34 protein-coding genes and 1 pseudogene are annotated in these 22,208 nt (G+C 66.4%); 4 read left to right on the top strand and 31 right to left on the bottom strand.

All coding sequences use genetic code 11. The features are described 5' to 3' along the window. The first annotated feature begins 42 nt into the window (after window positions 1-42). Together ROJ8625_RS19370 and ROJ8625_RS19365 are read left to right on the top strand one after the other, a co-directional pair. On the top strand, window positions 43-1,437 hold the full coding sequence (locus ROJ8625_RS19370) for a trypsin-like peptidase domain-containing protein (RefSeq protein ID WP_085793582.1): 1,395 nt from the start codon (window positions 43-45) through the stop codon (window positions 1,435-1,437). Continuing rightward, complete coding sequence (locus tag ROJ8625_RS19365) at window positions 1,437-2,753, top strand: replication-associated recombination protein A (protein ID WP_085793581.1); 1,317 nt, start codon at window positions 1,437-1,439, stop codon at window positions 2,751-2,753. The genes ROJ8625_RS19370 and ROJ8625_RS19365 overlap by 1 nt, the downstream gene beginning before the upstream one ends. 83 nt (window positions 2,754-2,836) lie before the next feature. On the opposite strand, the gene rplQ is transcribed toward ROJ8625_RS19365, so the two are convergent. From rplQ to rplO, 8 genes are all read right to left on the bottom strand, one after another. Then, window positions 2,837-3,256, bottom strand: a complete 420-nt coding sequence (gene rplQ, locus ROJ8625_RS19360) for a 50S ribosomal protein L17 (RefSeq protein WP_085793580.1) — start codon at window positions 3,254-3,256, stop codon at window positions 2,837-2,839. Between the two features lie 149 nt (window positions 3,257-3,405). Further along, window positions 3,406-4,422, bottom strand: coding sequence for a DNA-directed RNA polymerase subunit alpha (locus ROJ8625_RS19355; RefSeq protein WP_085793579.1), 1,017 nt, complete (start codon window positions 4,420-4,422; stop codon window positions 3,406-3,408). Between the two features lie 115 nt (window positions 4,423-4,537). Then, window positions 4,538-4,933 (bottom strand): 30S ribosomal protein S11, encoded by a 396-nt coding sequence (gene rpsK, locus ROJ8625_RS19350; protein ID WP_043845728.1) that lies wholly within the window; start codon window positions 4,931-4,933, stop codon window positions 4,538-4,540. Window positions 4,934-4,948: 15 nt separating this feature from the next. After that, window positions 4,949-5,317 carry a 30S ribosomal protein S13 gene (gene rpsM / locus ROJ8625_RS19345; protein ID WP_085793578.1) on the bottom strand — a complete coding sequence of 123 codons (369 nt, stop codon included), beginning with the start codon at window positions 5,315-5,317 and terminating at the stop codon, window positions 4,949-4,951. Between the two features lie 238 nt (window positions 5,318-5,555). After that, window positions 5,556-5,762 carry a hypothetical protein gene (locus ROJ8625_RS19340; protein WP_085793577.1) on the bottom strand — a complete coding sequence of 69 codons (207 nt, stop codon included), beginning with the start codon at window positions 5,760-5,762 and terminating at the stop codon, window positions 5,556-5,558. A 78-nt stretch (window positions 5,763-5,840) separates the two neighbouring features. Further along, a complete protein-coding gene (locus ROJ8625_RS19335) occupies window positions 5,841-6,485 on the bottom strand; it encodes an adenylate kinase (protein ID WP_085793576.1) in 645 nt (214 codons plus the stop codon). Then, on the bottom strand, window positions 6,482-7,843 hold the full coding sequence (gene secY, locus ROJ8625_RS19330; protein ID WP_085793575.1) for a preprotein translocase subunit SecY: 1,362 nt from the start codon (window positions 7,841-7,843) through the stop codon (window positions 6,482-6,484). The genes ROJ8625_RS19335 and secY overlap by 4 nt, the downstream gene beginning before the upstream one ends. 110 nt (window positions 7,844-7,953) lie before the next feature. Next, on the bottom strand, window positions 7,954-8,439 hold the full coding sequence (rplO, locus tag ROJ8625_RS19325) for a 50S ribosomal protein L15 (RefSeq protein ID WP_085793574.1): 486 nt from the start codon (window positions 8,437-8,439) through the stop codon (window positions 7,954-7,956). A gap of 424 nt (window positions 8,440-8,863) precedes the next feature. Between rplO and ROJ8625_RS19320 the strand changes: the two genes are divergently transcribed. Both ROJ8625_RS19320 and ROJ8625_RS19315 read left to right on the top strand, forming a co-directional pair. Next, a complete protein-coding gene (locus ROJ8625_RS19320) occupies window positions 8,864-10,108 on the top strand; it encodes a DEAD/DEAH box helicase (protein WP_370738491.1) in 1,245 nt (414 codons plus the stop codon). 86 nt (window positions 10,109-10,194) lie between these two features. Beyond that, window positions 10,195-11,202, top strand: coding sequence for a zinc-dependent alcohol dehydrogenase family protein (locus ROJ8625_RS19315; RefSeq protein ID WP_085793573.1), 1,008 nt, complete (start codon window positions 10,195-10,197; stop codon window positions 11,200-11,202). Between the two features lie 78 nt (window positions 11,203-11,280). On the opposite strand, the gene rpmD is transcribed toward ROJ8625_RS19315, so the two are convergent. From rpmD to ROJ8625_RS19200, 23 genes and pseudogenes are all read right to left on the bottom strand, one after another. Continuing rightward, a complete protein-coding gene (gene rpmD, locus ROJ8625_RS19310) occupies window positions 11,281-11,469 on the bottom strand; it encodes a 50S ribosomal protein L30 (RefSeq protein ID WP_085793572.1) in 189 nt (62 codons plus the stop codon). A gap of 3 nt (window positions 11,470-11,472) precedes the next feature. Beyond that, on the bottom strand, window positions 11,473-12,060 hold the full coding sequence (gene rpsE, locus ROJ8625_RS19305) for a 30S ribosomal protein S5 (RefSeq protein WP_085793571.1): 588 nt from the start codon (window positions 12,058-12,060) through the stop codon (window positions 11,473-11,475). A 197-nt stretch (window positions 12,061-12,257) separates the two neighbouring features. After that, window positions 12,258-12,617: a 50S ribosomal protein L18 gene (gene rplR / locus ROJ8625_RS19300; protein WP_085793570.1), complete on the bottom strand. Its 360-nt coding sequence runs from the start codon at window positions 12,615-12,617 to the stop codon at window positions 12,258-12,260. A gap of 11 nt (window positions 12,618-12,628) precedes the next feature. Beyond that, window positions 12,629-13,162 carry a 50S ribosomal protein L6 gene (gene rplF / locus ROJ8625_RS19295; protein ID WP_085793569.1) on the bottom strand — a complete coding sequence of 178 codons (534 nt, stop codon included), beginning with the start codon at window positions 13,160-13,162 and terminating at the stop codon, window positions 12,629-12,631. 12 nt (window positions 13,163-13,174) lie between these two features. Then, on the bottom strand, window positions 13,175-13,567 hold the full coding sequence (gene rpsH / locus ROJ8625_RS19290) for a 30S ribosomal protein S8 (RefSeq protein WP_085793568.1): 393 nt from the start codon (window positions 13,565-13,567) through the stop codon (window positions 13,175-13,177). A gap of 14 nt (window positions 13,568-13,581) precedes the next feature. Beyond that, window positions 13,582-13,887, bottom strand: a complete 306-nt coding sequence (gene rpsN, locus ROJ8625_RS19285) for a 30S ribosomal protein S14 (RefSeq protein ID WP_085793567.1) — start codon at window positions 13,885-13,887, stop codon at window positions 13,582-13,584. 13 nt (window positions 13,888-13,900) lie between these two features. After that, window positions 13,901-14,461 (bottom strand): 50S ribosomal protein L5, encoded by a 561-nt coding sequence (gene rplE, locus ROJ8625_RS19280; RefSeq protein ID WP_085793566.1) that lies wholly within the window; start codon window positions 14,459-14,461, stop codon window positions 13,901-13,903. Beyond that, a complete protein-coding gene (gene rplX, locus ROJ8625_RS19275; RefSeq protein ID WP_085793565.1) occupies window positions 14,454-14,765 on the bottom strand; it encodes a 50S ribosomal protein L24 in 312 nt (103 codons plus the stop codon). The genes rplE and rplX overlap by 8 nt, the downstream gene beginning before the upstream one ends. Beyond that, window positions 14,765-15,133, bottom strand: a complete 369-nt coding sequence (rplN, locus tag ROJ8625_RS19270) for a 50S ribosomal protein L14 (protein WP_085793564.1) — start codon at window positions 15,131-15,133, stop codon at window positions 14,765-14,767. The genes rplX and rplN overlap by 1 nt, the downstream gene beginning before the upstream one ends. 201 nt (window positions 15,134-15,334) lie before the next feature. Further along, window positions 15,335-15,556: pseudogene (rpsQ, locus tag ROJ8625_RS19265) on the bottom strand (30S ribosomal protein S17); the annotation flags it as partial. 13 nt (window positions 15,557-15,569) lie between these two features. Further along, window positions 15,570-15,776, bottom strand: coding sequence for a 50S ribosomal protein L29 (rpmC, locus tag ROJ8625_RS19260; protein WP_085793562.1), 207 nt, complete (start codon window positions 15,774-15,776; stop codon window positions 15,570-15,572). A 164-nt stretch (window positions 15,777-15,940) separates the two neighbouring features. Beyond that, on the bottom strand, window positions 15,941-16,561 hold the full coding sequence (locus ROJ8625_RS19255) for a TIGR02466 family protein (protein ID WP_085793561.1): 621 nt from the start codon (window positions 16,559-16,561) through the stop codon (window positions 15,941-15,943). A 36-nt stretch (window positions 16,562-16,597) separates the two neighbouring features. Beyond that, window positions 16,598-16,897, bottom strand: a complete 300-nt coding sequence (locus tag ROJ8625_RS19250; RefSeq protein ID WP_085793560.1) for a hypothetical protein — start codon at window positions 16,895-16,897, stop codon at window positions 16,598-16,600. A 114-nt stretch (window positions 16,898-17,011) separates the two neighbouring features. Next, a complete protein-coding gene (gene rplP, locus ROJ8625_RS19245) occupies window positions 17,012-17,425 on the bottom strand; it encodes a 50S ribosomal protein L16 (RefSeq protein WP_085793559.1) in 414 nt (137 codons plus the stop codon). Window positions 17,426-17,438: 13 nt separating this feature from the next. Beyond that, window positions 17,439-18,146, bottom strand: a complete 708-nt coding sequence (gene rpsC, locus ROJ8625_RS19240) for a 30S ribosomal protein S3 (protein ID WP_085793558.1) — start codon at window positions 18,144-18,146, stop codon at window positions 17,439-17,441. Beyond that, a complete protein-coding gene (rplV, locus tag ROJ8625_RS19235) occupies window positions 18,146-18,526 on the bottom strand; it encodes a 50S ribosomal protein L22 (protein ID WP_085793557.1) in 381 nt (126 codons plus the stop codon). The genes rpsC and rplV overlap by 1 nt, the downstream gene beginning before the upstream one ends. Before the next feature lie 3 nt (window positions 18,527-18,529). Next, window positions 18,530-18,808 carry a 30S ribosomal protein S19 gene (rpsS, locus tag ROJ8625_RS19230; RefSeq protein ID WP_043773797.1) on the bottom strand — a complete coding sequence of 93 codons (279 nt, stop codon included), beginning with the start codon at window positions 18,806-18,808 and terminating at the stop codon, window positions 18,530-18,532. Window positions 18,809-18,811: 3 nt separating this feature from the next. Next, window positions 18,812-19,654, bottom strand: coding sequence for a 50S ribosomal protein L2 (gene rplB / locus ROJ8625_RS19225; RefSeq protein WP_085793556.1), 843 nt, complete (start codon window positions 19,652-19,654; stop codon window positions 18,812-18,814). A gap of 208 nt (window positions 19,655-19,862) precedes the next feature. Further along, entirely contained in the window at window positions 19,863-20,159 is a 297-nt protein-coding gene (locus ROJ8625_RS19220) for a 50S ribosomal protein L23 (protein WP_085793555.1), read from the bottom strand. Continuing rightward, entirely contained in the window at window positions 20,156-20,773 is a 618-nt protein-coding gene (gene rplD / locus ROJ8625_RS19215) for a 50S ribosomal protein L4 (protein ID WP_085793554.1), read from the bottom strand. The genes ROJ8625_RS19220 and rplD overlap by 4 nt, the downstream gene beginning before the upstream one ends. Further along, entirely contained in the window at window positions 20,770-21,642 is an 873-nt protein-coding gene (gene rplC, locus ROJ8625_RS19210; protein ID WP_085793553.1) for a 50S ribosomal protein L3, read from the bottom strand. Before rplC ends, rplD begins: the two co-directional genes overlap by 4 nt. 12 nt (window positions 21,643-21,654) lie before the next feature. Next, the gene (gene rpsJ, locus ROJ8625_RS19205; RefSeq protein WP_043773807.1) at window positions 21,655-21,963 is read right to left on the bottom strand and encodes a 30S ribosomal protein S10; all 309 of its coding nucleotides are present in this window, start codon (window positions 21,961-21,963) and stop codon (window positions 21,655-21,657) included. Window positions 21,964-22,112: 149 nt separating this feature from the next. Next, a partial coding sequence (locus ROJ8625_RS19200) for an EF-Tu C-terminal domain-related protein (RefSeq protein WP_139196161.1) occupies window positions 22,113-22,208 on the bottom strand: 96 nt, incomplete at its 5' end.

The raw sequence follows: 22,208 nt of genomic DNA, 5'->3' as shown, positions 1-22,208 counted from the left end.
GCCGTCCCGGGCCGACATATCGAAGACGGAGGACCAAGCCGGATGACCCGAAACGCCATTTTGTCGCTGCTCGTCGCACTCTGCGCCGCCGCGCTGCCCGTCCGGGCGGATGAGGTCGTGCGCGTGCCGTCGAGCCGCGCGGAAATCGCGCTGTCCTTCGCGCCGCTCGTGCGCGAAGCCGCGCCGGCCGTGGTCAACATCTATGCCCGGCGCGTGGTCGCGCAGCGCTCTCCCTTTGCCGACGACCCGTTCTTCGGCGACTTCTTTCGCGATCTCGGGCGCGGGCGGCCGCGCGTTCAGAACTCTCTCGGATCGGGCGTGATCCTGTCGGAGGACGGCATCGTGGTGTCGAACTACCACGTGGTGGGCGAGGCCGAGGATATTCGCGTGGTGCTGAACGACCGCCGCGAATACGCCGCGCGGGTGCTTCTCGGAGACGAGGAGGCGGATCTCGCGATCCTGCGTCTCGAAGGCGCCGAGGACATGCCACACCTGCCGCTGCGCGACAGCGACGCGGTCGAGGTGGGTGAGCTGGTCCTCGCCATCGGCAACCCGTTCGGCGTGGGCCAGACGGTCTCGTCCGGGATCGTGTCGGGCCTGGCGCGGTCGGGCACCGCGACGGGCACCGGCCGCGGCTATTTCATCCAAACCGATGCCCCCATCAATCCCGGCAACTCGGGCGGTGCGCTGATCGACATGCAGGGGCGTCTGATCGGGGTGAACACCTCGATCCTGTCGCGCTCGGGCGGATCGAACGGTATCGGCTTTGCGATTCCGGCCGCGCTCGTCGCCCAGTTCGTGGCGCAGGCCGAGGCCGGTCACGAACAGTTCGCCCGGCCCTGGGCCGGGATCACCGGACAGCCGGTCGATGCCGATCTGTCGGCGAGTCTCGGACAGGGTGTGCCGCAGGGCGTGCTGGTGTCCGACGTCCATCCGCAAAGCCCCTTCGCCGCCGCCGGCCTGTTGCCCGGCGCGTTGATCGTCGCGGTGGACGACAAGCCGGTGAACACCCCGGCCGAGGTTCTGTATCACCTCTCGGTGCGCGGCATCGGCGCCGAGAGCCGCGTGACCGTCGTCCGTCAGGGCGAAGAGCGCGAGATCACCGTGGCCCTCGCCGCCCCGCCCGAGACGCCGCCCCGCGCGGCGCAGTCGCTGGGCGAGCGAACGGTGCTGCCCGGGCTTTCGGTCGCCCGCGTCAATCCGGCCGTGATCGCCGAGTTGGACCTGCCGTTGATGACCGACGGGGTGGCGGTGCTTGATCCCGGCCCCTGGGGCGCGCGCGCCGGTCTGCGGCGCGGCGACATCCTGCGCGCGGTCAACGGGCTCGCCGTCGGCGGCCCCGGCGACGTCGCCCCGGCGCTGGCCGCCGGGGCGCCACGACTGGCCGTCGAGATCCTGCGCGACGGGCGCCGCCGGCTGCTGCGGTTCCGTCTCTGATGGCCGACCTCTTCGATCCCGCGCCGGGCGATCCTGCGCCCGAGGGCCGCGCGCCGCGACCCCTCGCCGACCGGTTGCGGCCGACGCGCCTGTCCGAGGTCATCGGCCAGACGAAGGTCATCGGCCCGGACGGGCCGCTTGGCGTGATGCTGGACTCCGGCGCCTTGTCCAGCCTCGTCTTCTGGGGGCCTCCGGGTGTCGGAAAGACAACAATCGCGCGCCTCCTCGCCGACGAGACGGACCTGCATTTCGTGCAGATCAGCGCGATCTTCTCGGGCGTGGCCGAACTCAAGAAGGTCTTCGAGGCGGCCAAGCAACGCCGCCGCACCGGCCAGGGCACCCTTCTCTTCGTCGACGAGATCCACCGCTTCAACAAGGCGCAGCAGGACAGCTTCCTGCCGCACATGGAAGACGGCACGATCCTTCTCGTGGGCGCCACCACCGAGAATCCGTCGTTCGAGCTCAATGCCGCGCTTCTGAGCCGGGCGCAGGTGCTGGTGCTGGAGCGTTTGAGCCACGCGGAGCTCGAGCAGCTTGCCGCGCGCGCCGAGACCGAGATGGATCGCCCCCTGCCCCTCGACGCACATGCCCGCCGCGCGCTGCTGGAGATGGCCGACGGGGACGGGCGAGCGCTCCTCAACCTCGTGGAACAGGTGGCCGCCTGGCGCGTGGATGGCGAGCTCGACACAGGTGCGTTGCGCACGCGACTGATGCGCCGGGCCGCGCAATACGACAAGTCGGGCGACGGTCACTACAACCTGATCTCGGCCCTGCACAAATCGGTGCGCGGCTCTGATCCGGATGCCAGCCTCTACTGGTTCGCGCGGATGCTCGAGGCGGGCGAGGATCCGCGCTACCTCGCCCGGCGCATCACCCGCATGGCGGTCGAGGATATCGGGCTCGCCGATCCCGAAGCGCAGCGGCTCTGCCTCGAGGGCTGGCAGACCTACGAACGTCTGGGATCTCCGGAGGGCGAACTCGCGCTGGCGCAGGCGGTGATCTACCTCGCTCTCGCACCGAAATCGAACGCCGCCTACGCCGCCTACAAGGCCGCGCGGCGCGCGGCGAAATCGACCGGGTCGCTGATGCCGCCGAAGCATATCCTGAATGCGCCCACGTCGTTGATGAAGGATCAGGGCTACGGATCCGGATACGCCTACGACCATGACGCCGAAGACGGGTTCTCGGGGCAGGACTACTTTCCCGACGACATGGACCGCGCGGCGTTCTACGCGCCGGTGGAGCGTGGCTTCGAGCGCGATCTGAAAAAGCGCGTCGAGTATTTCGCGAAGCTTCGGCGTGAGCGGTCCGAATAGCCGCCCCCGCAGCCGCCCGCAGAAACGAAAAAGCCCCGCGTGCACCGCGGGGCCTTCATGAAATCTCTAGGATCGCGCCCGTATCAGGCGTCGGCGGCGTCTTCGGCCTCGACCCGTTCGCGGTCGGCCTTGCCCTTCGCCTCGGTGTCGCGGTCGACGAACTCGATGATCGCCATCGGCGCCATGTCACCGTAACGGAAGCCGGCCTTCAGAACGCGGACATAGCCGCCCTGACGCTCGGCGTAGCGGGGTCCGAGAACCTCGAACAGCTTGGCGACGTGGATGTCCTGCTTGAGCTGCGCCGCGGCGAGGCGGCGGGCGTGCAGGTCACCGCGCTTGCCGAGAGTGACGAGCTTTTCGACCACGCGGCGAAGTTCCTTCGCCTTGGGCAGGGTCGTCTTGATCTGCTCGTGCTCGATCAGCGAGCCGGCCATGTTGGCCCACAGCGCCTTGCGGTGCTCGTGGGTGCGGTTGAGCTTGCGGTAGCCCTTCGAGTGACGCATGTCGTGTCTCCTTCAGATTTTGCTTTGTCTGGCGGCCCCTGCGTGAGAGCCGCTCTCCTTGGGGCGGAATTGCCCTGGTGCGGGTCGCCCCGGCCGGATCCGATCCGGCCGCGGCGCGTGCTGCGATGCCGGGCGGCCCCGGCGATGGATCAGAACGTGTCTTCCATCTTCTTCGAGAGATCCTCGATGTTGTCGGGCGGCCAGTCCTCGACATCCATGCCGAGGTGCAGCCCCATGCCCGACAGCACTTCCTTGATCTCGTTCAGCGACTTGCGGCCGAAGTTCGGGGTGCGCAGCATCTCCGCCTCGGTCTTCTGGATCAGGTCGCCGATGTAGACGATGTTGTCGTTCTTCAGGCAGTTCGCCGACCGGACCGACAGCTCGAGCTCGTCGACCTTCTTGAGAAGGAGCGGGTTGAACTCCAGCCCATCGTCGGAATCGTCGCGGCTCGCGCTCTCGGGCTCGTCGAAGTTGACGAAGATCGACAGCTGATCCTGCAGGATGCGCGCGGCGTAGGCCACCGCGTCCTCCGGCGTGACCGCCCCGTTCGTCTCGATCTTCATGGTCAGCTTGTCGTAGTCCAGAACCTGGCCCTCGCGGGTCGGCTGAACGTCGTAGGCGACCTTCTTGACCGGCGAGTAGATGGCGTCGATCGGGATCATGCCGATCGGCGCATCCTCGGGCTTGTTCTTGTCGGCCGACACGTAGCCCTTGCCGGTATTGACGGTCAGCTCCATGAACAGGTCGGCGCCGTCGTCGAGGTGGCAGATCACGTGATCGCGGTTCAGGATCTCGATGCCGTTCGACTCCGAGATATCGCCCGCGGTAACGACGCCCGGGCCCTTGGCCGAGATCGACAGCCGCTTCGGACCTTCGACTTCCATCCGCAGCGACACGCCCTTGAGGTTCAGGACGATGTCAGTCACGTCTTCGCGGACGCCCGCGACGGACGAGAACTCGTGCAGGACGTTGTCGATCTGGACCGACGTGATCGCCGCGCCCTGCAGCGAAGACAGCAGAACGCGCCGCAGCGCGTTGCCGAGGGTCAGACCGAAGCCGCGCTCGAGCGGTTCGGCCACGACGGTGGCGAGCCGCGTCGGATCGTTGCCGGGCTTGATCTCGAGCTGTGTGGGCTTGATCAGCTCGGCCCAATTCTTGTGGATCATGTCAGACCTCCATTCCTGTCCCGGCCCCATGTCCTAAAGGCCGAAGACGCCCGAGGTTAAAGCGGCAGCACGGGGCCGCGAGAAATCGCGGCCCCGGCTCGAACTTCGTCTGCTGTCAGACCCGGCGACGCTTGGGCGGGCGGCAGCCGTTGTGGGCGATCGGGGTCACGTCGCGGATCGCGGTGATGTTGAACCCGACGGCAGCCAGCGCGCGCAGCGCCGATTCCCGGCCGGACCCCGGACCCTGCACTTCGACCTCGAGGGTCTTCATGCCGTGCTCCTGGGCCTTCTTGCCGGCATCCTCGGCGGCGAGCTGGGCGGCGTAGGGCGTCGACTTGCGCGAGCCCTTGAAGCCCATCGTGCCTGCGGACGACCACGAGATCGCGTTGCCCTGCACGTCCGAGATCAGGATCTTGGTGTTGTTGAAGCTGGAATTCACATGCGCCACGCCGGCGGCGATGTTCTTGGAGACCTTCTTCTTGCCTCCGCGGGTACGGGTATCGCGTGCCATTTGCCTCGGTCTCCCTTACTTCTTCTTGCCGGCGATCGGCTTTGCCGGTCCCTTGCGGGTCCGGGCATTCGTATGCGTGCGCTGACCGCGCACAGGGAGATTGCGGCGATGGCGCAGGCCGCGGTAGCAGCCAAGGTCCATCAGGCGCTTGACGTTGATCTGCACCTCGCGGCGCAGGTCACCCTCGACGGTGTAATTCGCGTCGATATGTTCGCGCATGGCGACGACTTCGGAGTCGCTCAGCTCGTTGACGCGGCGGGCCGCGTCGATGTTCACGGCATCGCAGATCGCCTTCGCGGCGGACGGGCCGATTCCGTGGATGTAGGTAAGCGCGACAGGCACGCGCTTCGCTGTGGGGATGTTTACGCCGGCAATTCGTGCCAAACCGGTATTCCTCTCGTTGCGGTTCCGTAACGCCAGAACCTTTTTTCACAACATATGGCCCTTTGGCGAAGCGCCTCCGGGCCGTAGGTCGTTCAGGTGATCTGCTGCACGCGCGACAGCGCGCCGCAAACGCGATTCTCTGCTAGAGATGGCGGTGGGTAGTGCGATTCATCCGGGGCGTCAAGGGCTGCTTGACACCCCGCTGTTTGGCCCGGCCACGCCGGCGAATTCGGCCGCTTCAGCGTGCGGATCGGGCGCGCGTCCAGCCGATGAAGAGGCCCGCGGCACCGACGAGCATGGTGAAATATCCGACCGGCGCAATCCACTCCGGGAACACGCCCGGCACCTCGGCATTCTCGATCGGGGCGCCGCCGAGCAGCGGCTTGAGTGCGATCAGCAGTGCGCCGATCGCAAGCACGGCCATGGACAGGATCATAATGCGCATCTCGTCCTCCGGTGTTGCATCCACCAAAGGAAAACGCATGCGGCAAGGAAAGGTTCGCCCTGCCGCATGTGTCGAAGGTCAGCCGGCCAGCCGCTCCTCGAGCGCCTTCTGGACCTCTTCGATCTCGGCGAGGCCGTCCACGCGAGAATACTGACCCTTCACGTAATAGTAGCCCACCAGCGGAGAGGTCTGCTTGTAATATTCCATAAGCCGCTTCTTGAGGCTCTCGGCGTTGTCGTCCGCGCGCCGCTTGAACTCCGTGCCGCCACATTTCTCGCACGCGCCATCGGCCGGGATCGGCTTCGAGTTGTCGTTGTAGACCTCGCCGCAATTGGCGCAGGTCGACCGGGCCGTGATCCGCTCCACCAGCGCATCGTCATCGACGCGCAGTTCGATCACGTGGTCCAGTGTCTGGCCCATGTCGTCGAGCAGTTCGCCGAGCGCGTCGGCCTGCTTCAGCGTGCGGGGAAAGCCATCGAAGATGAACCCGTTTGCCGTCTCGGTCTGGAGCTTCTCACGGATCAGGCCGATGACGATGTCGTCGGTCACGAGATCCCCGCGGGCCATGATGGCAGCGACCTTCTCGCCCATCTCGGAGCCGGAGTCCTTGGCCTCGCGCAGCATGTCGCCGGTCGAGAGTTGCATCATGCCGCGGGTTTCTTCGAGGCGCTTGGCCTGCGTGCCTTTCCCCGCGCCCGGCGGTCCGAGAAGTATGATGTTCATCGCCGAGCCGGCCCCCCCTTCTTGCGGCCCTTACCCTTGCCGCGCAGTTGCGACTTCTGAATAAGACCTTCGTACTGATGCGCCAGCAGATGGCTCTGGACCTGCTGGATCGTGTCCATGGTCACGCTCACCACGATCAGCACCGACGTGCCGCCGAAGTAGAACGGGATGGCGAACTGGTTGCGCAGGATCTCCGGCAGGAGACAGACCAGAGCGAGATAGCCCGACCCGAGAACGAGAACACGGTTCACCACGTATTCGAGGTATTCCGCGGTCCGCTTGCCCGGACGGATCCCGGGCACGAAGCCGTTCTGGTTCTTCAGGTTGTCGGCCACGTCATCCGGCTTGAACGACACGTTGAACGTGTAGAAGTAGGCGAAGAACACGATCATGGCCGCGAAGAACAGAAGGTACAGCGGCTGACCCGGCCCGAAATAGGCAAGCAGTGTCGACATCACGACACCCGTCTCGGAGCCCGAGAACGTCGAGATCGTGGTCGGCAACAGCAGCAGCGACGACGCGAAGATCGCCGGGATCACGCCCGCCGGGTTCACCTTGACCGGCAGGTGGCTGTTCTGTGCCTCGGTCATCTTCATGCCGACCTGGCGGCGCGGGTACTGGATGGTGATCTTTCGTAGCGCCCTCTCCATGAAAACCACGAACATGATCACCGCGACGACCATGACGATGACGCCGATGATCACCGCCGGGCTGATCGCGCCCGAACGACCGGAGGCGAAGAACTGGGCCAGTGCCGCCGGAACCTCGGCGATGATGCCGACGAAAATGATCAGAGAGATGCCGTTGCCGACGCCCCGGGCGGTGATCTGTTCACCCAGCCACATCAGGAACATCGTGCCGCCGACCAGCGTGATGACCGTGGAGGCGCGGAAATACCAGCCGGGATCGGTCACGAGATCGCCGGCCTCGAGACTGACCGCCAGGCCGTAGGCCTGGAACGTCGCCAGCAGCACCGTGCCGTAACGCGTGTACTGGTTGATCTTCTTGCGCCCCTGCTCGCCCTCTTTCTTGAGCTGTTCGAGAGCGGGCACCATGGACGCCAGCAGCTGAACGATGATCGAGGCCGAAATGTACGGCATGATGCCGAGGGCGAAGATGCCCATCCGACCGAGCGCCCCGCCCGTGAACATGGTGAGGATTCCGCCGATGCCCGCGGCCGCGCCCTCCATGAACTCGCGCAGCGCGACGCCATCGATCCCGGGCACGGGGATGAACGTCCCGAGGCGGAAGATGCACAGCAGCGCGAGCGTATAGAGAATGCGGTTGCGGAGGTCGGTGGCCTTGCCAAGAGCTGCCCAGCTCGTGTTGGCGGCCATCTGTTCGACTGCGGAAGCCATGGAGCGTCCTTCTTTATCAGACGAACGCCGCCCGCGAGCGTGTGCGGGCTCGGGGCGGCGCCGGAAAACTCAGGGGAGATGTAAAGGGCGCGCGCGCGCCCCACAACTCCTTATTCGGCCGCTTGATCCGCCGTGACCGGAGCGGTCACCTTGATCGAGCCGCCAGCCTTCTCGACCGCCTCGACGGCCGATTTGGACGCGCCGGACACCTCGAGATTGACCGGCTTGGTCAGTTCGCCCTTGGCGAGAACGCGCACGCCATCGAGCTTGCGGCGGACGAGGCCCGACTGCACCAGCACCTCTTCGGTGACCGGAGCGCCGGCGTCGATCTTGCCCGCCTCGACGAACTTGGCGATCATGCCGAGGTTCACGATGGCATAGGACTTGCGGTTGGGCTTGTTGAAGCCGCGCTTGGGAAGGCGCTGGTAGAGCGGCATCTGGCCGCCCTCGTAGCCGTTGATCGCCACGCCCGAACGGGATTTCTGGCCCTTGATGCCGCGGCCGCCCATCTTGCCCTTGCCGGAGCCGGGGCCGCGCGCGATGCGCTTCTTCTTGCGGGCCGCGCCGTCGTTGTCGCGCAGTTCGTGCAGTTTCATGTCGCTTCTCCTTGCCGGATGCGGCCCCCGAGCGACGGAAGCGGGCCGACCACGGCTTTGCATGTGTACGAGTCGTGACCCCGGGCGGGATCACCGGGCGCGTATAGAATGGCCCGTCGGCCGGATCAAGACCCGCGTCCGGCGCGGATTGACTTCACTACGACGCCTGTCTATCTGCACGCCATGCGCCAGTCCTGCCGCGTGAGCAGGCGACGCCCCCCGAAGTGGCCACGGGCCCGGGGCGCAGCGCGACATTTCAACCTGGTTCCCAATTCACGCGGGGGTCCGACGCCCGCAGGCGACGCGACGGCATCCGGCCGCGCGTCGATCGGCGGGTTCACCCGAACGCGACCGCCCGCCCCGGACCGGGATGCGGGCGCCGACCGACGAGCGGCTCATGCCGCGCCATGACAGGACATATCCCTTGGATTTCGACATGCTGGGGCTGCCGCCCCGCCTCGCCCGCAATCTCACCGAGATGGGCATCACCGACCCGACCCCGATCCAGACCCGCGCCATCCCCGAAGCGATGAATGGTCGCGACGTCATGGGCCTCGCCCAGACCGGCACCGGCAAGACCGCGGCCTTCGGCCTGCCCCTCGTCTCCGCGCTGATGCGGATGGAGGGACGCCCCGCCCCCAAGACGGTGCGCGGCCTCGTCCTCGCACCGACGCGCGAGCTTGCGCGGCAGATCCTCGACAACCTCCGCGCCTACGCCGCGGGCACCTCGGTGCGCGTGGAGCTTGTGGTCGGCGGCGCCTCGATCAATCCGCAGGTCAACAAGCTCTCGCGCGGCTGCGACATCCTCGTCGCCACGCCGGGCCGGCTCATCGACCACCTCGAGCGTCAGTCGGTCCGCCTCGACCGCACCGAGTTCCTGGTGCTCGACGAGGCCGACCAGATGCTCGACCTCGGGTTCATCCATGCGCTGCGCCAGATCGCGAAACTGCTTCCGGCGGAGCGTCAGACGATGCTGTTCTCCGCGACCATGCCCAAGCTGATGGGCGAGATCGCGAGCGCATACCTGACCGATCCGGTCCGGATCGAAACGGCGCCCCCGGGCAAGCCCGCCGACAAGATCGAGCAGAGCGTGCATTTCGTCGAGCAGGCCGAAAAGGCGTCGCTCCTGATCGACATGCTCGACGCGCATCGCGACGAGTCGGCGCTGGTCTTCGCGCGCACCAAGCACGGCGCCGAGCGACTGATGAAGACGCTCGACCGGGCGGGCTTTGCCGCCGCCTCGGTTCACGGCAACAAGAGCCAGGGCCAGCGCGAACGCGCGCTCAAGGGCTTCCGCGCCGGGGACCTGCGCGTGCTGGTCGCCACGGACGTCGCCGCCCGCGGTATCGACGTGCCGGAGGTCCGCCACGTCTACAACTTCGATCTGCCCAACGTGCCGGACAACTACGTGCACCGGATCGGCCGCACCGCCCGGGCCGGGCGTGACGGCGCCGCCATCGCATTCTGCGCACCCGCCGAGATGGGAGAGCTGCGCGACATCGAAAAGGTGATGGGCCGCGAGATTCCGGTCGCCGGTGGCGAACCCTGGTCCGCTCCGCGCGACTCCGCGCCGAAAAAGCGCCGCGGCGGCGGCGGCGGCAAGCCGGGCGGCGGCGGCAAACCCGCAGCTCGTCGGCCGCGTCGCTCGCGCCAGCGCCGGGCAGCCTGATTTCGCAGCGTCACGGGCCGCGCGTTTGATCCCGCGCGGCCCGCGATTACCTCCGCCCGGCACGATGCCCAGTTGCGGAGGACTCCATGAAGACAATGACACTCGCCAAGCCCGGCGGCCTCGATCGCCTGTCGGTGACCGAGGCGCCGGATCCCGGTGACCCCGGCCCCGGCGAGATCCGCGTTCGTGTCCGCGCCTCCTCGCTCAATTTCCACGATTACGGCGTCGTCTCGGGCAACATGCCGACCGAGGACGGGCGCATCCCGATGTCCGACGGGGCCGGCGATGTCGAAGCCATCGGCGACGGCGTGACCGATTTCGCCGTGGGCGACGCGGTCGTATCGACCTTCTTTCCGCGTTGGATCGACGGGCCGCCGCCGATCGCGGATTTTTCGACCACGCCCGGCGACGGCATCGACGGCTTCGCGCGCGAAGTGGTGGTCGCCCCGGCCACGTCGTTCACCCGTGCGCCGGCAGGCTGGAGCCACGAGGAAGCCGCGACCATCACCACCGCGGGCCTCACGGCGTGGCGCGCCCTTGTGGTCGATGGCGGGCTGAAGGCCGGTGACGACGTGCTCGTCCTCGGCACCGGGGGCGTGTCGATCTATGCGCTGCAGATCGCCAGGGCTATGGGCGCACGGGTCTTCGCCACGACATCGTCGCCCGACAAGGCCGAGCGGCTGACCCAGATGGGGGCGGCCCATGTCGTGAATTACCGCGACACCGAGGAGTGGGGCGCTGCCATCGCCGACGCCACCGACGGACGCGGTGTCGATCACGTGATCGAGGTCGGGGGCCCGGCCACGTTGGGACAGTCGATACAGGCCTGCCGCATCGGCGGACACATGGCGCTGATCGGCGTCCTGACCGGGCGCACGGGCGAGATTCCGACAGCCGCGATGATGGCCAAGCACCAGCGTCTTCAGGGGCTCATCGTCGGAAGCCGGCGCCACCAGCAGGACATGGTCCGCGCAATGGAAACCACAGGCCTCCACCCGGTGCTCGACCGCAGCTTCCCGCTCGACGAGCTGGCCGACGCCTTCCGGCACGAGGAATCCGGCGCGCATTTCGGCAAGATCAGCGTCCAGGTCTGACGCCCGCCCCCCGACACGAAAAAACCCCCGCCGGTCGTCCGGCGGGGGGTCTTCTGTTCGCTTCGAAAGGGCGCTGCCTCAGCCGCGCTCTTCGACGATCTCGACGAGATGCGGGATCTTGCGGATCATGCCGCGGATCGCCGGCGTATCCTCGAGTTCGCGCGTCTTGTGCATCTTGTTGAGCCCGAGGCCGATCAGCGTCTTGCGCTGGATCTCGGGGCGGCGGATCGGCGAGCCGATCTGCTTCACGACGATGGTCTTGGCCATGGATTACGCCTCCTCGGCGAGGATGGTCTGCGGGTCGCCGTGATCCGGAGCCTCGTCCCGCTTGGGCAGGATGTCGGACACCTTCTTGCCGCGGCGCTGCGCCACGTGGCGCGGGCTCTGCTGGCGCGAGAGGCCCTCGAGCGTGGCACGGATCATGTTGTAGGGGTTCTGCGACCCGTTCGATTTCGCCACGACGTCCTGGACGCCCAGCATCTCGAACACGGCGCGCATCGGACCACCCGCGATGATACCCGTACCCTGCGGTGCGGTGCGCATCACGACGCGGCCCGCGCCGTGACGGCCGTTGATGTCGTGGTGCAGCGTCCGACCTTCGCGCAGCGGCACGCGCATCATCTTGCGCTTCGCCTGCTCGGTCGCCTTGCGGATCGCCTCGGGGACCTCCTTGGCCTTGCCCTTGCCGAAGCCGACACGGCCCTTCTGGTCGCCCACGACGACGAGCGCCGCAAAGCCGAAGCGCTTGCCGCCCTTCACCGTCTTCGAGACGCGATTGATCGCAACGAGGCGATCGGCGAATTCGGGGGCCTCGTCGCGATCGCGGCGGCCGCCCCGTCTGTTGTCACGTTCTGCCATTCAGGCATCCTTTTCGTCATGGGCGCTGGCGCCCGGCTGATCCAATCGCAGTGACCATTAACAGGCCCCCGATCATCGAGGCGGCGCGGGCCGCCTGCTCTTGTTGCGGGCGCCGGGGGAACGACCCCGCGCGATGCCCGCGACGCGGCGGCCCGAGACCGCCAAATGCACGGGGCGGGGTCTCCCCCGCCCTCGCATCAGATCTTGAGGCCGGCGTCGCGCGCGGCGTCCGCCACGGCCTTCACCCGACCGTGGAACAGAAAGCCGCCACGGTCGAAATACGCCTCTTCGACGCCCGCCTTCTTGGCGCGCTCGGCAATCGCCGCACCGACCTTCTGGGCCGCCTCGACGTTGTTCTTGCCGACGACGCCGAGGTCCTTCTCAAGCGTCGAGGCCGCCGCGACGGTCACGCCGTTCACGTCGTCGATCAGCTGAACGCTGATATTCTTGTTCGAGCGGTGGACCGACAGGCGCATCCGCCCCTCGTTCACCGCGCGCAACTTGTTCCGCACGCGCAGACGGCGCTTCAGGAACTGCACTCTCTTGTCGTATGCCATGTTCGCCGTCCTTACTTCTTCTTGCCTTCCTTCTGGAAGATGTACTCACCCTTGTAGCGGATGCCTTTGCCCTTGTAGGGTTCCGGGCGCCGCCAATCGCGGATGTCCGAGGCCACCTGCCCCACCTGCTGAAGGTCGTGACCCTCGACGGTGAGTTCGGTCGGCTTCGCCGCGGTGATGGTGATCCCTTCCGGAATGGGGAAGTCGACGTCGTGCGACAGGCCGAGGTTCAGCTTCAGGACGTTGCCCTGAACCTGCGCCCGGTAACCGACGCCCTGGATCTCCAGATCCTTCTTGAAGGTGTTCTGGACCCCGTGGACGAGGTTGGAGATCACGGTGCGGGACATACCCCACTGCTGACGCGCGCGCTTGGACTTGCCGCGCGGCGTCACGGTGACGAGGTTGTCATCGACCGCGATGGTCACGTCGTCGGTGGCGGTGAAGCTCTGGGTGCCTTTCGGCCCCTTCACCTCGATCGTCTGGCCCGACACGGATGCGGAGACACCCGAGGGCAGCTCGACCGGCTTCTTACCAATACGAGACATTGTCAGGCCTCCTTAGAATACCGTGCAGAGCACTTCGCCGCCCACGTTCTGGGCGCGCGCCGCGTGATCGCTCATGACGCCCTTGGGCGTGGAGACGATCGACACGCCGAGACCCTGGCGGACCTGCGGAATGTTCTGGACACCGAGATAGACGCGGCGGCCGGGCTTCGAGACGCGCTTGAGCTCGCGGATCACCGGCTCGCCCTCGTAGTACTTGAGCGAGATCTCGAGCGCGGGGTGACCGTTCTTGTCGGTCGTCTTCTCGTAGCCACGGATGTAGCCTTCGTCCGCGAGGACATCGAGCACCCAGGCGCGCAGCTTGGACGCGGGCGTCGACACCGTCGACTTGCCGCGCATGCCGGCGTTGCGGATGCGGGTGAGCATATCACCGATCGGATCGTTCATGTCTCAGCCCCTCCTTACCAGCTCGACTTGACCATGCCCGGAAGCTGGCCCTTGTTGCCGAGGTCGCGCAGCATGATCCGGCTGATCTTCAGCTTGCGGTAATAGGCGTGCGGACGCCCCGTCAGCTGACAGCGGTTGTTGAGCCGCGTGGGCGAGGAGTTGCGGGGCAGCTCCGCCAGTTTGAGGCGGGCCTTGAACCGCTCTTCCATCGGCTTGGATTCGTCGTTTGCGATCTCTTTCAGAGAAGCGCGCTTGGCGGCGTATTGTGCCACGAGCCGCTCACGCTTCTTCTGACGTTCGACCATGGATTTCTTTGCCATGTCCTAGGTTCCTTCAGCTCGTGAACGGCATGTTGAAGTGCTTCAGAAGCGCCTTGCCCTCGGCATCGGTCTTCGCCGTGGTGGCGATGATGATGTCCATGCCCCAGACCTCGTCGACCTTGTCGAAATCGATCTCGGGGAAGACGATGTGCTCCTTGATGCCCATCGCGAAGTTGCCGCGGCCGTCGAAGCTCGGCTTCACCCCGCGGAAGTCGCGGATGCGCGGCATCGCGATGGTGATCAGCCGGTCGAGAAACTCGTACATCCGGTCGCCCCGCAGGGTGACCTTCGCGCCGAGCGGCATCTCTTCACGCACGCGGAAGCCGGCGATCGACTTCTTCGCCTTCGTCACGACGGCATGCTGGCCCGCGATCCGGGTGAGATCCTCCTGGGCCGACTTGGCCTTCTTGGAGTCACGCACCGCCTCGGCACCGCAGCCGATGTTCAGCACGATCTTGTCGAGCCGCGGGATCTGCATGTCGTTCCTGTAGCCGAACTCTTCCTTGAGCTTGGCCTTGACGTCGTCGCGGAACTGCTGACGCAGACGCGGGGTGTAGGTCGCGGTATCAAGCATCGATCACGTCCCCCGTGGTCTTGGCGTAGCGCACCTTCTTCTCGCCCTCGACGCGGAAACCGACGCGGGTCGGCTTGCCGTTCTTGTCGAGCAGCGCGAGGTTCGACAGGTCGATCGGCAGCGCCTTCGGCTGACGGCCGCCCTGATTTGTCTGGGTCTGGCGCTGGTGACGGACGGCCATGTTCACGCCGTCGACGATCGCCTTGCCGTCCTTGGGGAGCACCGTGGTGATGGTGCCTTCCTTGCCCTTGTCCTTGCCGGCAAGCACGACGACCTTGTCGCCCTTCTTGAGTTTCGCAGCCATCAGAGCACCTCCGGAGCCAGCGAGATGATCTTCATGAAGTTCTTCGCCCGGAGCTCGCGCACCACGGGGCCGAAGATACGGGTGCCGATCGGCTCGCCCGCATTGTTGAGGATCACCGCCGCGTTGCGGTCGAAGCGGATGGCGGTTCCGTCTTCGCGACGGACTTCCTTGGCGGTGCGCACGACGACGGCCTTGCGGACATCGCCCTTTTTCACGCGGCCGCGCGGGATGGCTTCCTTGACCGAGACGACGATGATGTCGCCCACGGACGCATACTTGCGCTTGGAGCCACCCAGGACCTTGATGCACTGAACTTTTCGGGCACCCGAATTGTCAGCGACATCCAGATTGGTCTGCATCTGGATCATGGCGTTTCTCCCGACCTTCCGGAGCTGTTCTGGTTAACTCTCCGGGGTTTCGATTGATCTGGTCCGGGGCCCGAGCCGGGCCCCGGCTGCGCCCACTCAGTGGGCGGCTTCGGTTCCGGCCTGCTTGGCCTCCCAGCGCTCACGCTCGTACTGGGCGTTCTCGGCGCGCTTCTTCTCGTGATCCTCGATCATCTCGGGGGTCATGACCTCCCAGCGCTTGGTCTTGGACTTGGGCGCGCATTCGCGGATCATCACGAAATCACCGACGTTGAAGGCGTCGCCCTCATCGTGGGCGCGGTACTTCTTGGATTTCTTGATCGTCTTCTGAAGCACCGGGTGCTTGAAGCGGCGTTCGACCGAAACCGTCACCGTCTGGGCGTTGGCGGTCGAGGTCACGGTGCCTTGCAGGATACGCTTGGGCATTCTCTGTGTCCCCTTACTCGGTCGTGGCGGCCGCGGCCGCCTTTTCGTTCAGGATGGTCTTCACGCGCGCGACGTCGCGGCGGACGCTGCGCATGCGCGAGGTGCTTTCCATCTGGCCGGTCGCCTGCTGGAACCGCAGGTTGAAGGCCTCTTTCTTGAGCTGGACAAGCTGGTCCCGGAGTTCGTCCGGGGTCTTGTCACGGAGGTCGCTGGCGTTCATGTCGCCCCTTTCTCTCAACATCACCGGAGAGCCCCTCCCCTATGCGAGGGTCACCCTGATTCCGGTGGAGTCCGTGGATGAGCGCGTCGCGTACAGCGGATCCTGCCGTTTGGCAACCCCGAATACCGCGACATCGGCAATGGCGGGCCGTTACGCCCCTGCGGCTACTCCCACTTGTAATTGAAACTGACCGAGATCCGATCCTCCTCGGCCATGTTCATCGGCACTTCGTGGCGCAGCCAGCTCTCCCACAGAAGGACGTCGCCGGCCTCCGGCGCGACGTAGACGAAGCTGCGAAGCTCGTCGCGGCAGTCGCGCGTGCGGGTCGGTGCGGCCATCATCATCGGCAGGCGCGGATCCTCGAGCTTGAGCGCGCTCGTTCCCTCGGGCATCGCGACGTAGGTGGTGCCCGATATCACCGAATGCGGGTGAATGTGCGAGCCGTGCGAGCCGCCCTCGGGCAGAACGTTGATCCAGATGTCCTCGAGCACGAGCCCCTTGTCGCCGAGATCGAACTGCAGGTCCTGCGCGAAAGCCGCCACATGCGCGTCGAGCGCCTTCACCACTTCGGCGAAGATCGGGAACCGCCAGGGCAGATCGGTCAGCGAGGCGTAGGAGGTGTAGCCGGGATAGCCTTCGCGTTCGCACCATTCCTGCCCGGCCTCGTCATCCTCGGCGATGGACAGGCACGACGCCTCGAGCTCCCGCGCGTCGATCGACGGGCCGTGGTCCGACAGGCGTGCCCGATAGAGGCGCGTGGCGAAGAGCGAGCGGATATCGGACATGGCAGGGCCCCTGCGAAAGCTGCGATCGCGCCTCTCCTAGCGAAGCCTGCGCGCGGTGGAAACCGGCGGCTGGCCCTCGCCGCGGAAGTCGAACGTGCCGACACCCTCGGACGCAGTGGCGCGCGACAGCAGTGACAGCCGTTCGGCATCGGTCAGCGCGAGGTCCGGCATCGCTCCGTCCCCGCTCCGCGCGTGCCCGGCATCGGTCCAGGCGCGATAGATCGCCAGCCGCGACCGGGCCTCGGCTGTGTCGACATCCTCGGCCGCGACGGTCGCCGCCACCTCGAATGCCCCGAACGTCGATTGTCCGGCAAACGCCATCCGGTAGAGCGCCATGCCGCCCCCCCTGTCCTGTTCCGATCGGTAAAGCCATGCGGCGAAACGGAAAACGCCCCCCGCCGCGGATGCGACGGGAGGCGCCAAATTATCCTGCGGCGCAGATGCGCCGGATCACCAGTCCTCGCGGGCCACGATCCGGGTCTTGATCGGCAGCTTCATCGAGGCGAGGCGCAGGGCCTCGCGCGCGATGTCCTCGCCGACGCCGTCGATCTCGAACATCACCCGGCCGGGCTTGACCTTGCAGGCCCAGCGATCGACCGAGCCCTTGCCCTTGCCCATCCGGACCTCGATCGGCTTCGCCGACACGGGCGTGTCGGGGAAGATGCGGATCCAGACGCGGCCTTGACGCTTCATGTGGCGCGTCATGGCACGGCGGGCCGCCTCGATCTGGCGCGCGGTGACGCGCTCGGGCTGGGTCGCTTTCAGGCCGTAGGAGCCGAAGTTGAGGTCGGAGCCGCCCTTGGCTTCGCCCTTGATCCGGCCTTTCTGCTGCTTGCGGAACTTCGTGCGTTTGGGTTGAAGCATCTCTCAGTCCTCCTCAGCGACGGCCGCCGGCACCGCGCGGTGCAGGTCCGTCCTGGAGCTCCTGCGTGCGACGGTCGCGCGCCTGGGGATCGTGCTCCATGATCTCGCCTTTGAAGATCCAGACCTTGATCCCGATGATGCCATAGGGAGTCTCGGCCTCGACCGACGCGTGATCGATATCGGCACGCAGCGTGTGCAGCGGAACGCGGCCCTCGCGGTACCATTCGGTCCGGGCGATCTCGGCGCCGCCGAGGCGGCCCGACAGGTTCACACGGATGCCCTGGGCGCCCATGCGCATCGCGTTCTGGACCGCGCGCTTCATCGCGCGGCGGAACGACACCCGGCGCTCGAGCTGCTGCGCGATCGACTCGCCCACGAGCCGCGCATCGAGCTCGGGCTTGCGGACCTCGACGATGTTGAGGTGCAGTTCCGAGGCGGTCATCCGCGCGAGCTTCTTGCGCAGCGACTCGATGTCGGCGCCCTTCTTGCCGATGATGACGCCCGGGCGGGCGGCATGAACGGTCACGCGGCACTTCTTGTGCGGACGCTCGATGATCACGCGCGCCACGCCGGCCTGCTTGCACTCGTCGTGAATGAACTCGCGGATCTTCAGATCCTCGAGCAGCAGATTGCCGTAGTCCTTGGTGTCGGCGTACCAGCGGCTGTCCCAGGTGCGGTTGACCTGGAGCCGCATGCCGATCGGATTGGTCTTGTTACCCATTAGGCTTGCTCCTCGACCTGACGCACCTTGATGGTGATTTCCGAGAACGGCTTCATGATGCGCCCGAACCGGCCGCGGGCCCGCGGGCGACCGCGCTTCATCACCAGGTTCTTGCCGACATATGCCTCGGCGACGACCAGTTCGTCCACGTCGAGACCATGGTTGTTCTCGGCGTTGGCGATGGCCGACTGGAGGCACTTGCGCACGTCGACGGCGATACGCTTCTTCGAGAAGGTCAGGTCGTTCAGGGCCTTGTCGACCTTCTTGCCGCGAATGAGCGCCGCGACGAGGTTCAGCTTCTGCGGGCTGGTGCGCAGCATGCGAAGCTTCGCCATCGCCTCGTTGTCCGCCACGCGGCGGGGATTCTTATCCTTGCCCATGGCTTATTTCCTCTTCGCTTTCTTGTCCGCCGCGTGCCCGTAATAGGTGCGGGTGGGCGAGTACTCGCCGAACTTCTGGCCGATCATGTCCTCGGAGACGTTCACCGGCACATGCTTGTGCCCGTTGTAGACGCCGAAGGTCAGGCCGACGAATTGCGGCAGGATGGTCGACCGACGCGACCAGATCTTGATGACTTCGTTGCGGCCCGATTCGCGCGCGGCCTCGGCCTTTTTCAGGACGTAGGCGTCGACGAACGGACCTTTCCAGACGGAACGTGTCATGTGTTAGCGACCCTTCTTCCGAGCGTGACGCGAGCGAATGATGAGCTTCTGCGACGCCTTGTTGGTATCCCGCGTGCGCGCGCCCTTGGTGGGCTTGCCCCACGGCGTGACCGGGTGACGGCCGCCCGAGGTGCGCCCCTCGCCACCGCCGTGCGGGTGGTCGATCGGGTTCATCACGACACCGCGGACCGACGGACGCTTGCCCATGTGGCGGGTGCGGCCGGCCTTGCCGATGTTCTGGTTCGAGTTGTCGGGGTTCGACACCGCGCCGACGGTCGCCATGCATTCCTGGCGGACCATGCGCAGTTCGCCCGACGACAGACGGATCTGGGCGTACCCGCCGTCACGACCGACGAACTGGGCGTAGGTGCCCGCCGCGCGCGCGATCTGGCCGCCCTTGCCGGGTTTCAGCTCGATGTTGTGAACGATCGTGCCGATCGGCATGCCCGAAAACGGCATCGCGTTGCCCGGCTTGATGTCCGCGCGCTGGCCCGAGATCACGCGATCGCCGATGGCGAGGCGCTGGGGCGCGAGGATGTAGGCCTGCTCGCCGTCGTCGTACTGGACGAGCGCGATGAAGGCGGTGCGGTTGGGGTCGTATTCGATCCGGGCGACGGTGCCCTGGATGTCGAACTTGCGACGCTTGAAGTCCACGATCCGGTAAAGGCGCTTTGCGCCCCCGCCGCGGCGGCGTGCGGTGATCCGTCCGGTGTTGTTGCGACCGCCCTTCTTCGTCAGGCCCTCGGTGAGCGCCTTGACGGGACGTCCTTTCCACAGCTCCGAACGGTCGATCAGCACCAGCCCGCGCTGGCCCGGCGTCGTCGGCTTGTACGACTTGAGTGCCATGCTTTCTGTCTTCCGTTTTGCAAGCGGCGCGGTCGCCCCGAGCGGGCGCCTCGCCTATGTGTCGGCCGGACCCGATCTCGATCGGGCGCCCGGCGTCGGATGTAGGGCCCCGAAGGTCCCCGGTGGTGGCCGGGCGGATCCGCCCGGTGGAAAAGCGACGTGGCCCCGGGGTCAGGCCCGGGGCCACGTCACGATTCGCAGCCTCCTATCAGAGGCCGGTTGTCACGTCGATGGTGTTGCCCTCGACGAGCGTGACATAGGCTTTCTTGGTGTCCGCGCGGCGGCCCTTCTGGCCGCGGAAGCGCTTCACCTTGCCCTTGTGGATGGCGGTGTTCACCGCCTTCACCTTTACGCCGAACAGCGCCTCGACCGCGTCGCGGATCTGCGGCTTGGTCGAGTCCATCGCCACCTCGAAGACCACGGCGTTGTTTTCCGACGCCATCGTGGACTTCTCGGTGATGACCGGCTTGCGGATCACGTCGTAGTGCTCTGCCTTCGCGTTCATTTCAGACGAGCCTCCAGTGCTTCGATCCCCGCCTTGGTGATCACCAGAGTGTCACGCTTGAGGATGTCGTAGACGTTGGCGCCCATCGACGGCAGCACGTCGAGCCCGTCGATATTCGCCGCGGCGCGGGCGAAATCGTCGTTCACCTCGGCCCCGTCGATGACCAGCGCGCGCTTCCAGCCGAGATCCTTCACGGCCTTGGCGAGCGTCTTGGTCTTGCCGTCGGTCTCCGCGCTTTCGAGGATCACGAGGTTGCCCTCGCGCGCCTTCGCGCTCAGCGCGTGCATGAGCCCGAGCCGGCGCACCTTCTTGGGCAGCTCGTGCGCGTGGCTGCGCGGCGTCGGGCCTTTGTAGATACCACCCTTGCGGAAGATCGGCGCGCCGCGGTCGCCGTGGCGAGCGCCACCGGTGCCCTTCTGGCGGTAGATCTTCTTGGTCGAGTAGCTCACGTCCGAGCGGCCGAGCGTCGAATGGGTGCCCTGCATCGCCTTGTTGCGCTGCCAGCGCACGACCCGGTGCAGGATGTCGGCGCGCGGTTCGAGATCGTAGATCTCGTCCGCGAGATCCACCGACCCGGCGCTGCCGCCGTCCAGTTTGATCACGTCGAGTTTCATTCCTGACCGTCCTTCTTCTCGGCGTCCGAATTGTCGGTATCGGACGACTCGTCGGCGATATCCGCCTCGGCTTCCTTCAGCGCGGCTTCCTGCTGCGCCGCTTCTTCGGCCAGACGGGCCTCCTCGGCGGCGCGGGCCTCTTCTTCGGCAGCCTTCGCGGCTTCCTCGGCGGCACGCTTGGCCTCGTCGGCGGCCGACTTCAGAGCGGCGGGCAGGATGATCCCGTCGGGCACGGGCTTCTTGACCGCGTCCTTGATGGTGACCCAGCCGCCCTTGGCGCCTGGCACGGCACCCTTGATCATGATGATGCCGCGATCCGCGTCCGTCTTCACGACCTGCAGGTTCTGCGTGGTCACGCGGACGGCGCCCATGTGGCCGGCCATCTTCTTGCCCTTGAAGACCTTGCCGGGGTCCTGGCACTGGCCGGTCGAACCGTGCGAGCGGTGGCTGATCGACACACCGTGCGAGGCGCGCAGGCCGCCGAAGTTGTGCCGCTTCATGGCGCCGGCGAAGCCTTTGCCGATCGAGGTGCCGCTGACGTCGACGAACTGGCCCTCGAAGTAGTGGTCGGCGGTGATCTCCTCACCGATCTCGATCAGGTTCTCCGGCGCGACGCGGAACTCCGCGACCTTGCGCTTGGGCTCGACCTTGGCGGCGGCGAAATGGCCGCGCATCGGCTTCGAGACGTTCTTGGCCTTGATCGTGCCGGTGCCGAGCTGCACGGCCGAGTAGCCATGCGCGTCGACGGTCCGCTGGGCCACGACCTGCAGCTTGTCGAGTTGCAGGACGGTCACCGGGATCTGCTTCCCGTCGTCCTGGAAGATCCGGGTCATCCCGACCTTCCGTGCGATGATTCCAGAGCGCATCATACCTTGCCCTCCTTACACCTTGATCTCGACGTCGACGCCGGCGGCGAGGTCGAGCTTCATCAGCGCGTCCACCGTCTGCGGCGTCGGATCGACGATGTCGAGCAGACGCTTGTGGGTACGGATCTCCCACTGGTCGCGCGACTTCTTGTTCACGTGGGGCCCGCGGAGGACGGTGAACCGCTCGATCTTGTTCGGCAGCGGGATCGGGCCGCGCACGTCGGCACCGGTCCGCTTGGCGGTGTTCACGATCTCCTGCGTGCTGGCGTCCAGCACGCGGTAGTCGAACGCCTTGAGCCGGATCCGAATGTTCTGGCTTTGCATTATCGTAGGCCTTCATCGGCTAGTGAGAGTTGAGAGGAGGAGGCAAGACCACCCTGCCCCTTCGTCGAACCCTTGAATGAGACGGGTGCGCCACGGGGGCGCACCCGGCGGAGCAAACGGTCGGGACGCCTGTCGGCGTCCCGGTCCGATCACTCGAGGATCTTCGAGACGACGCCCGAGCCGACGGTCCGGCCGCCTTCGCGGATGGCGAAGCGCAGGCCGTCTTCCATCGCGATCGGCGCGAT

This window comes from Roseivivax jejudonensis, assembly GCF_900172265.1.
GTDB classification, from domain to species: Bacteria; Pseudomonadota; Alphaproteobacteria; order Rhodobacterales; family Rhodobacteraceae; genus Roseivivax; species Roseivivax jejudonensis.
This window is presented reverse-complemented; position numbering and strand designations above follow the sequence as displayed.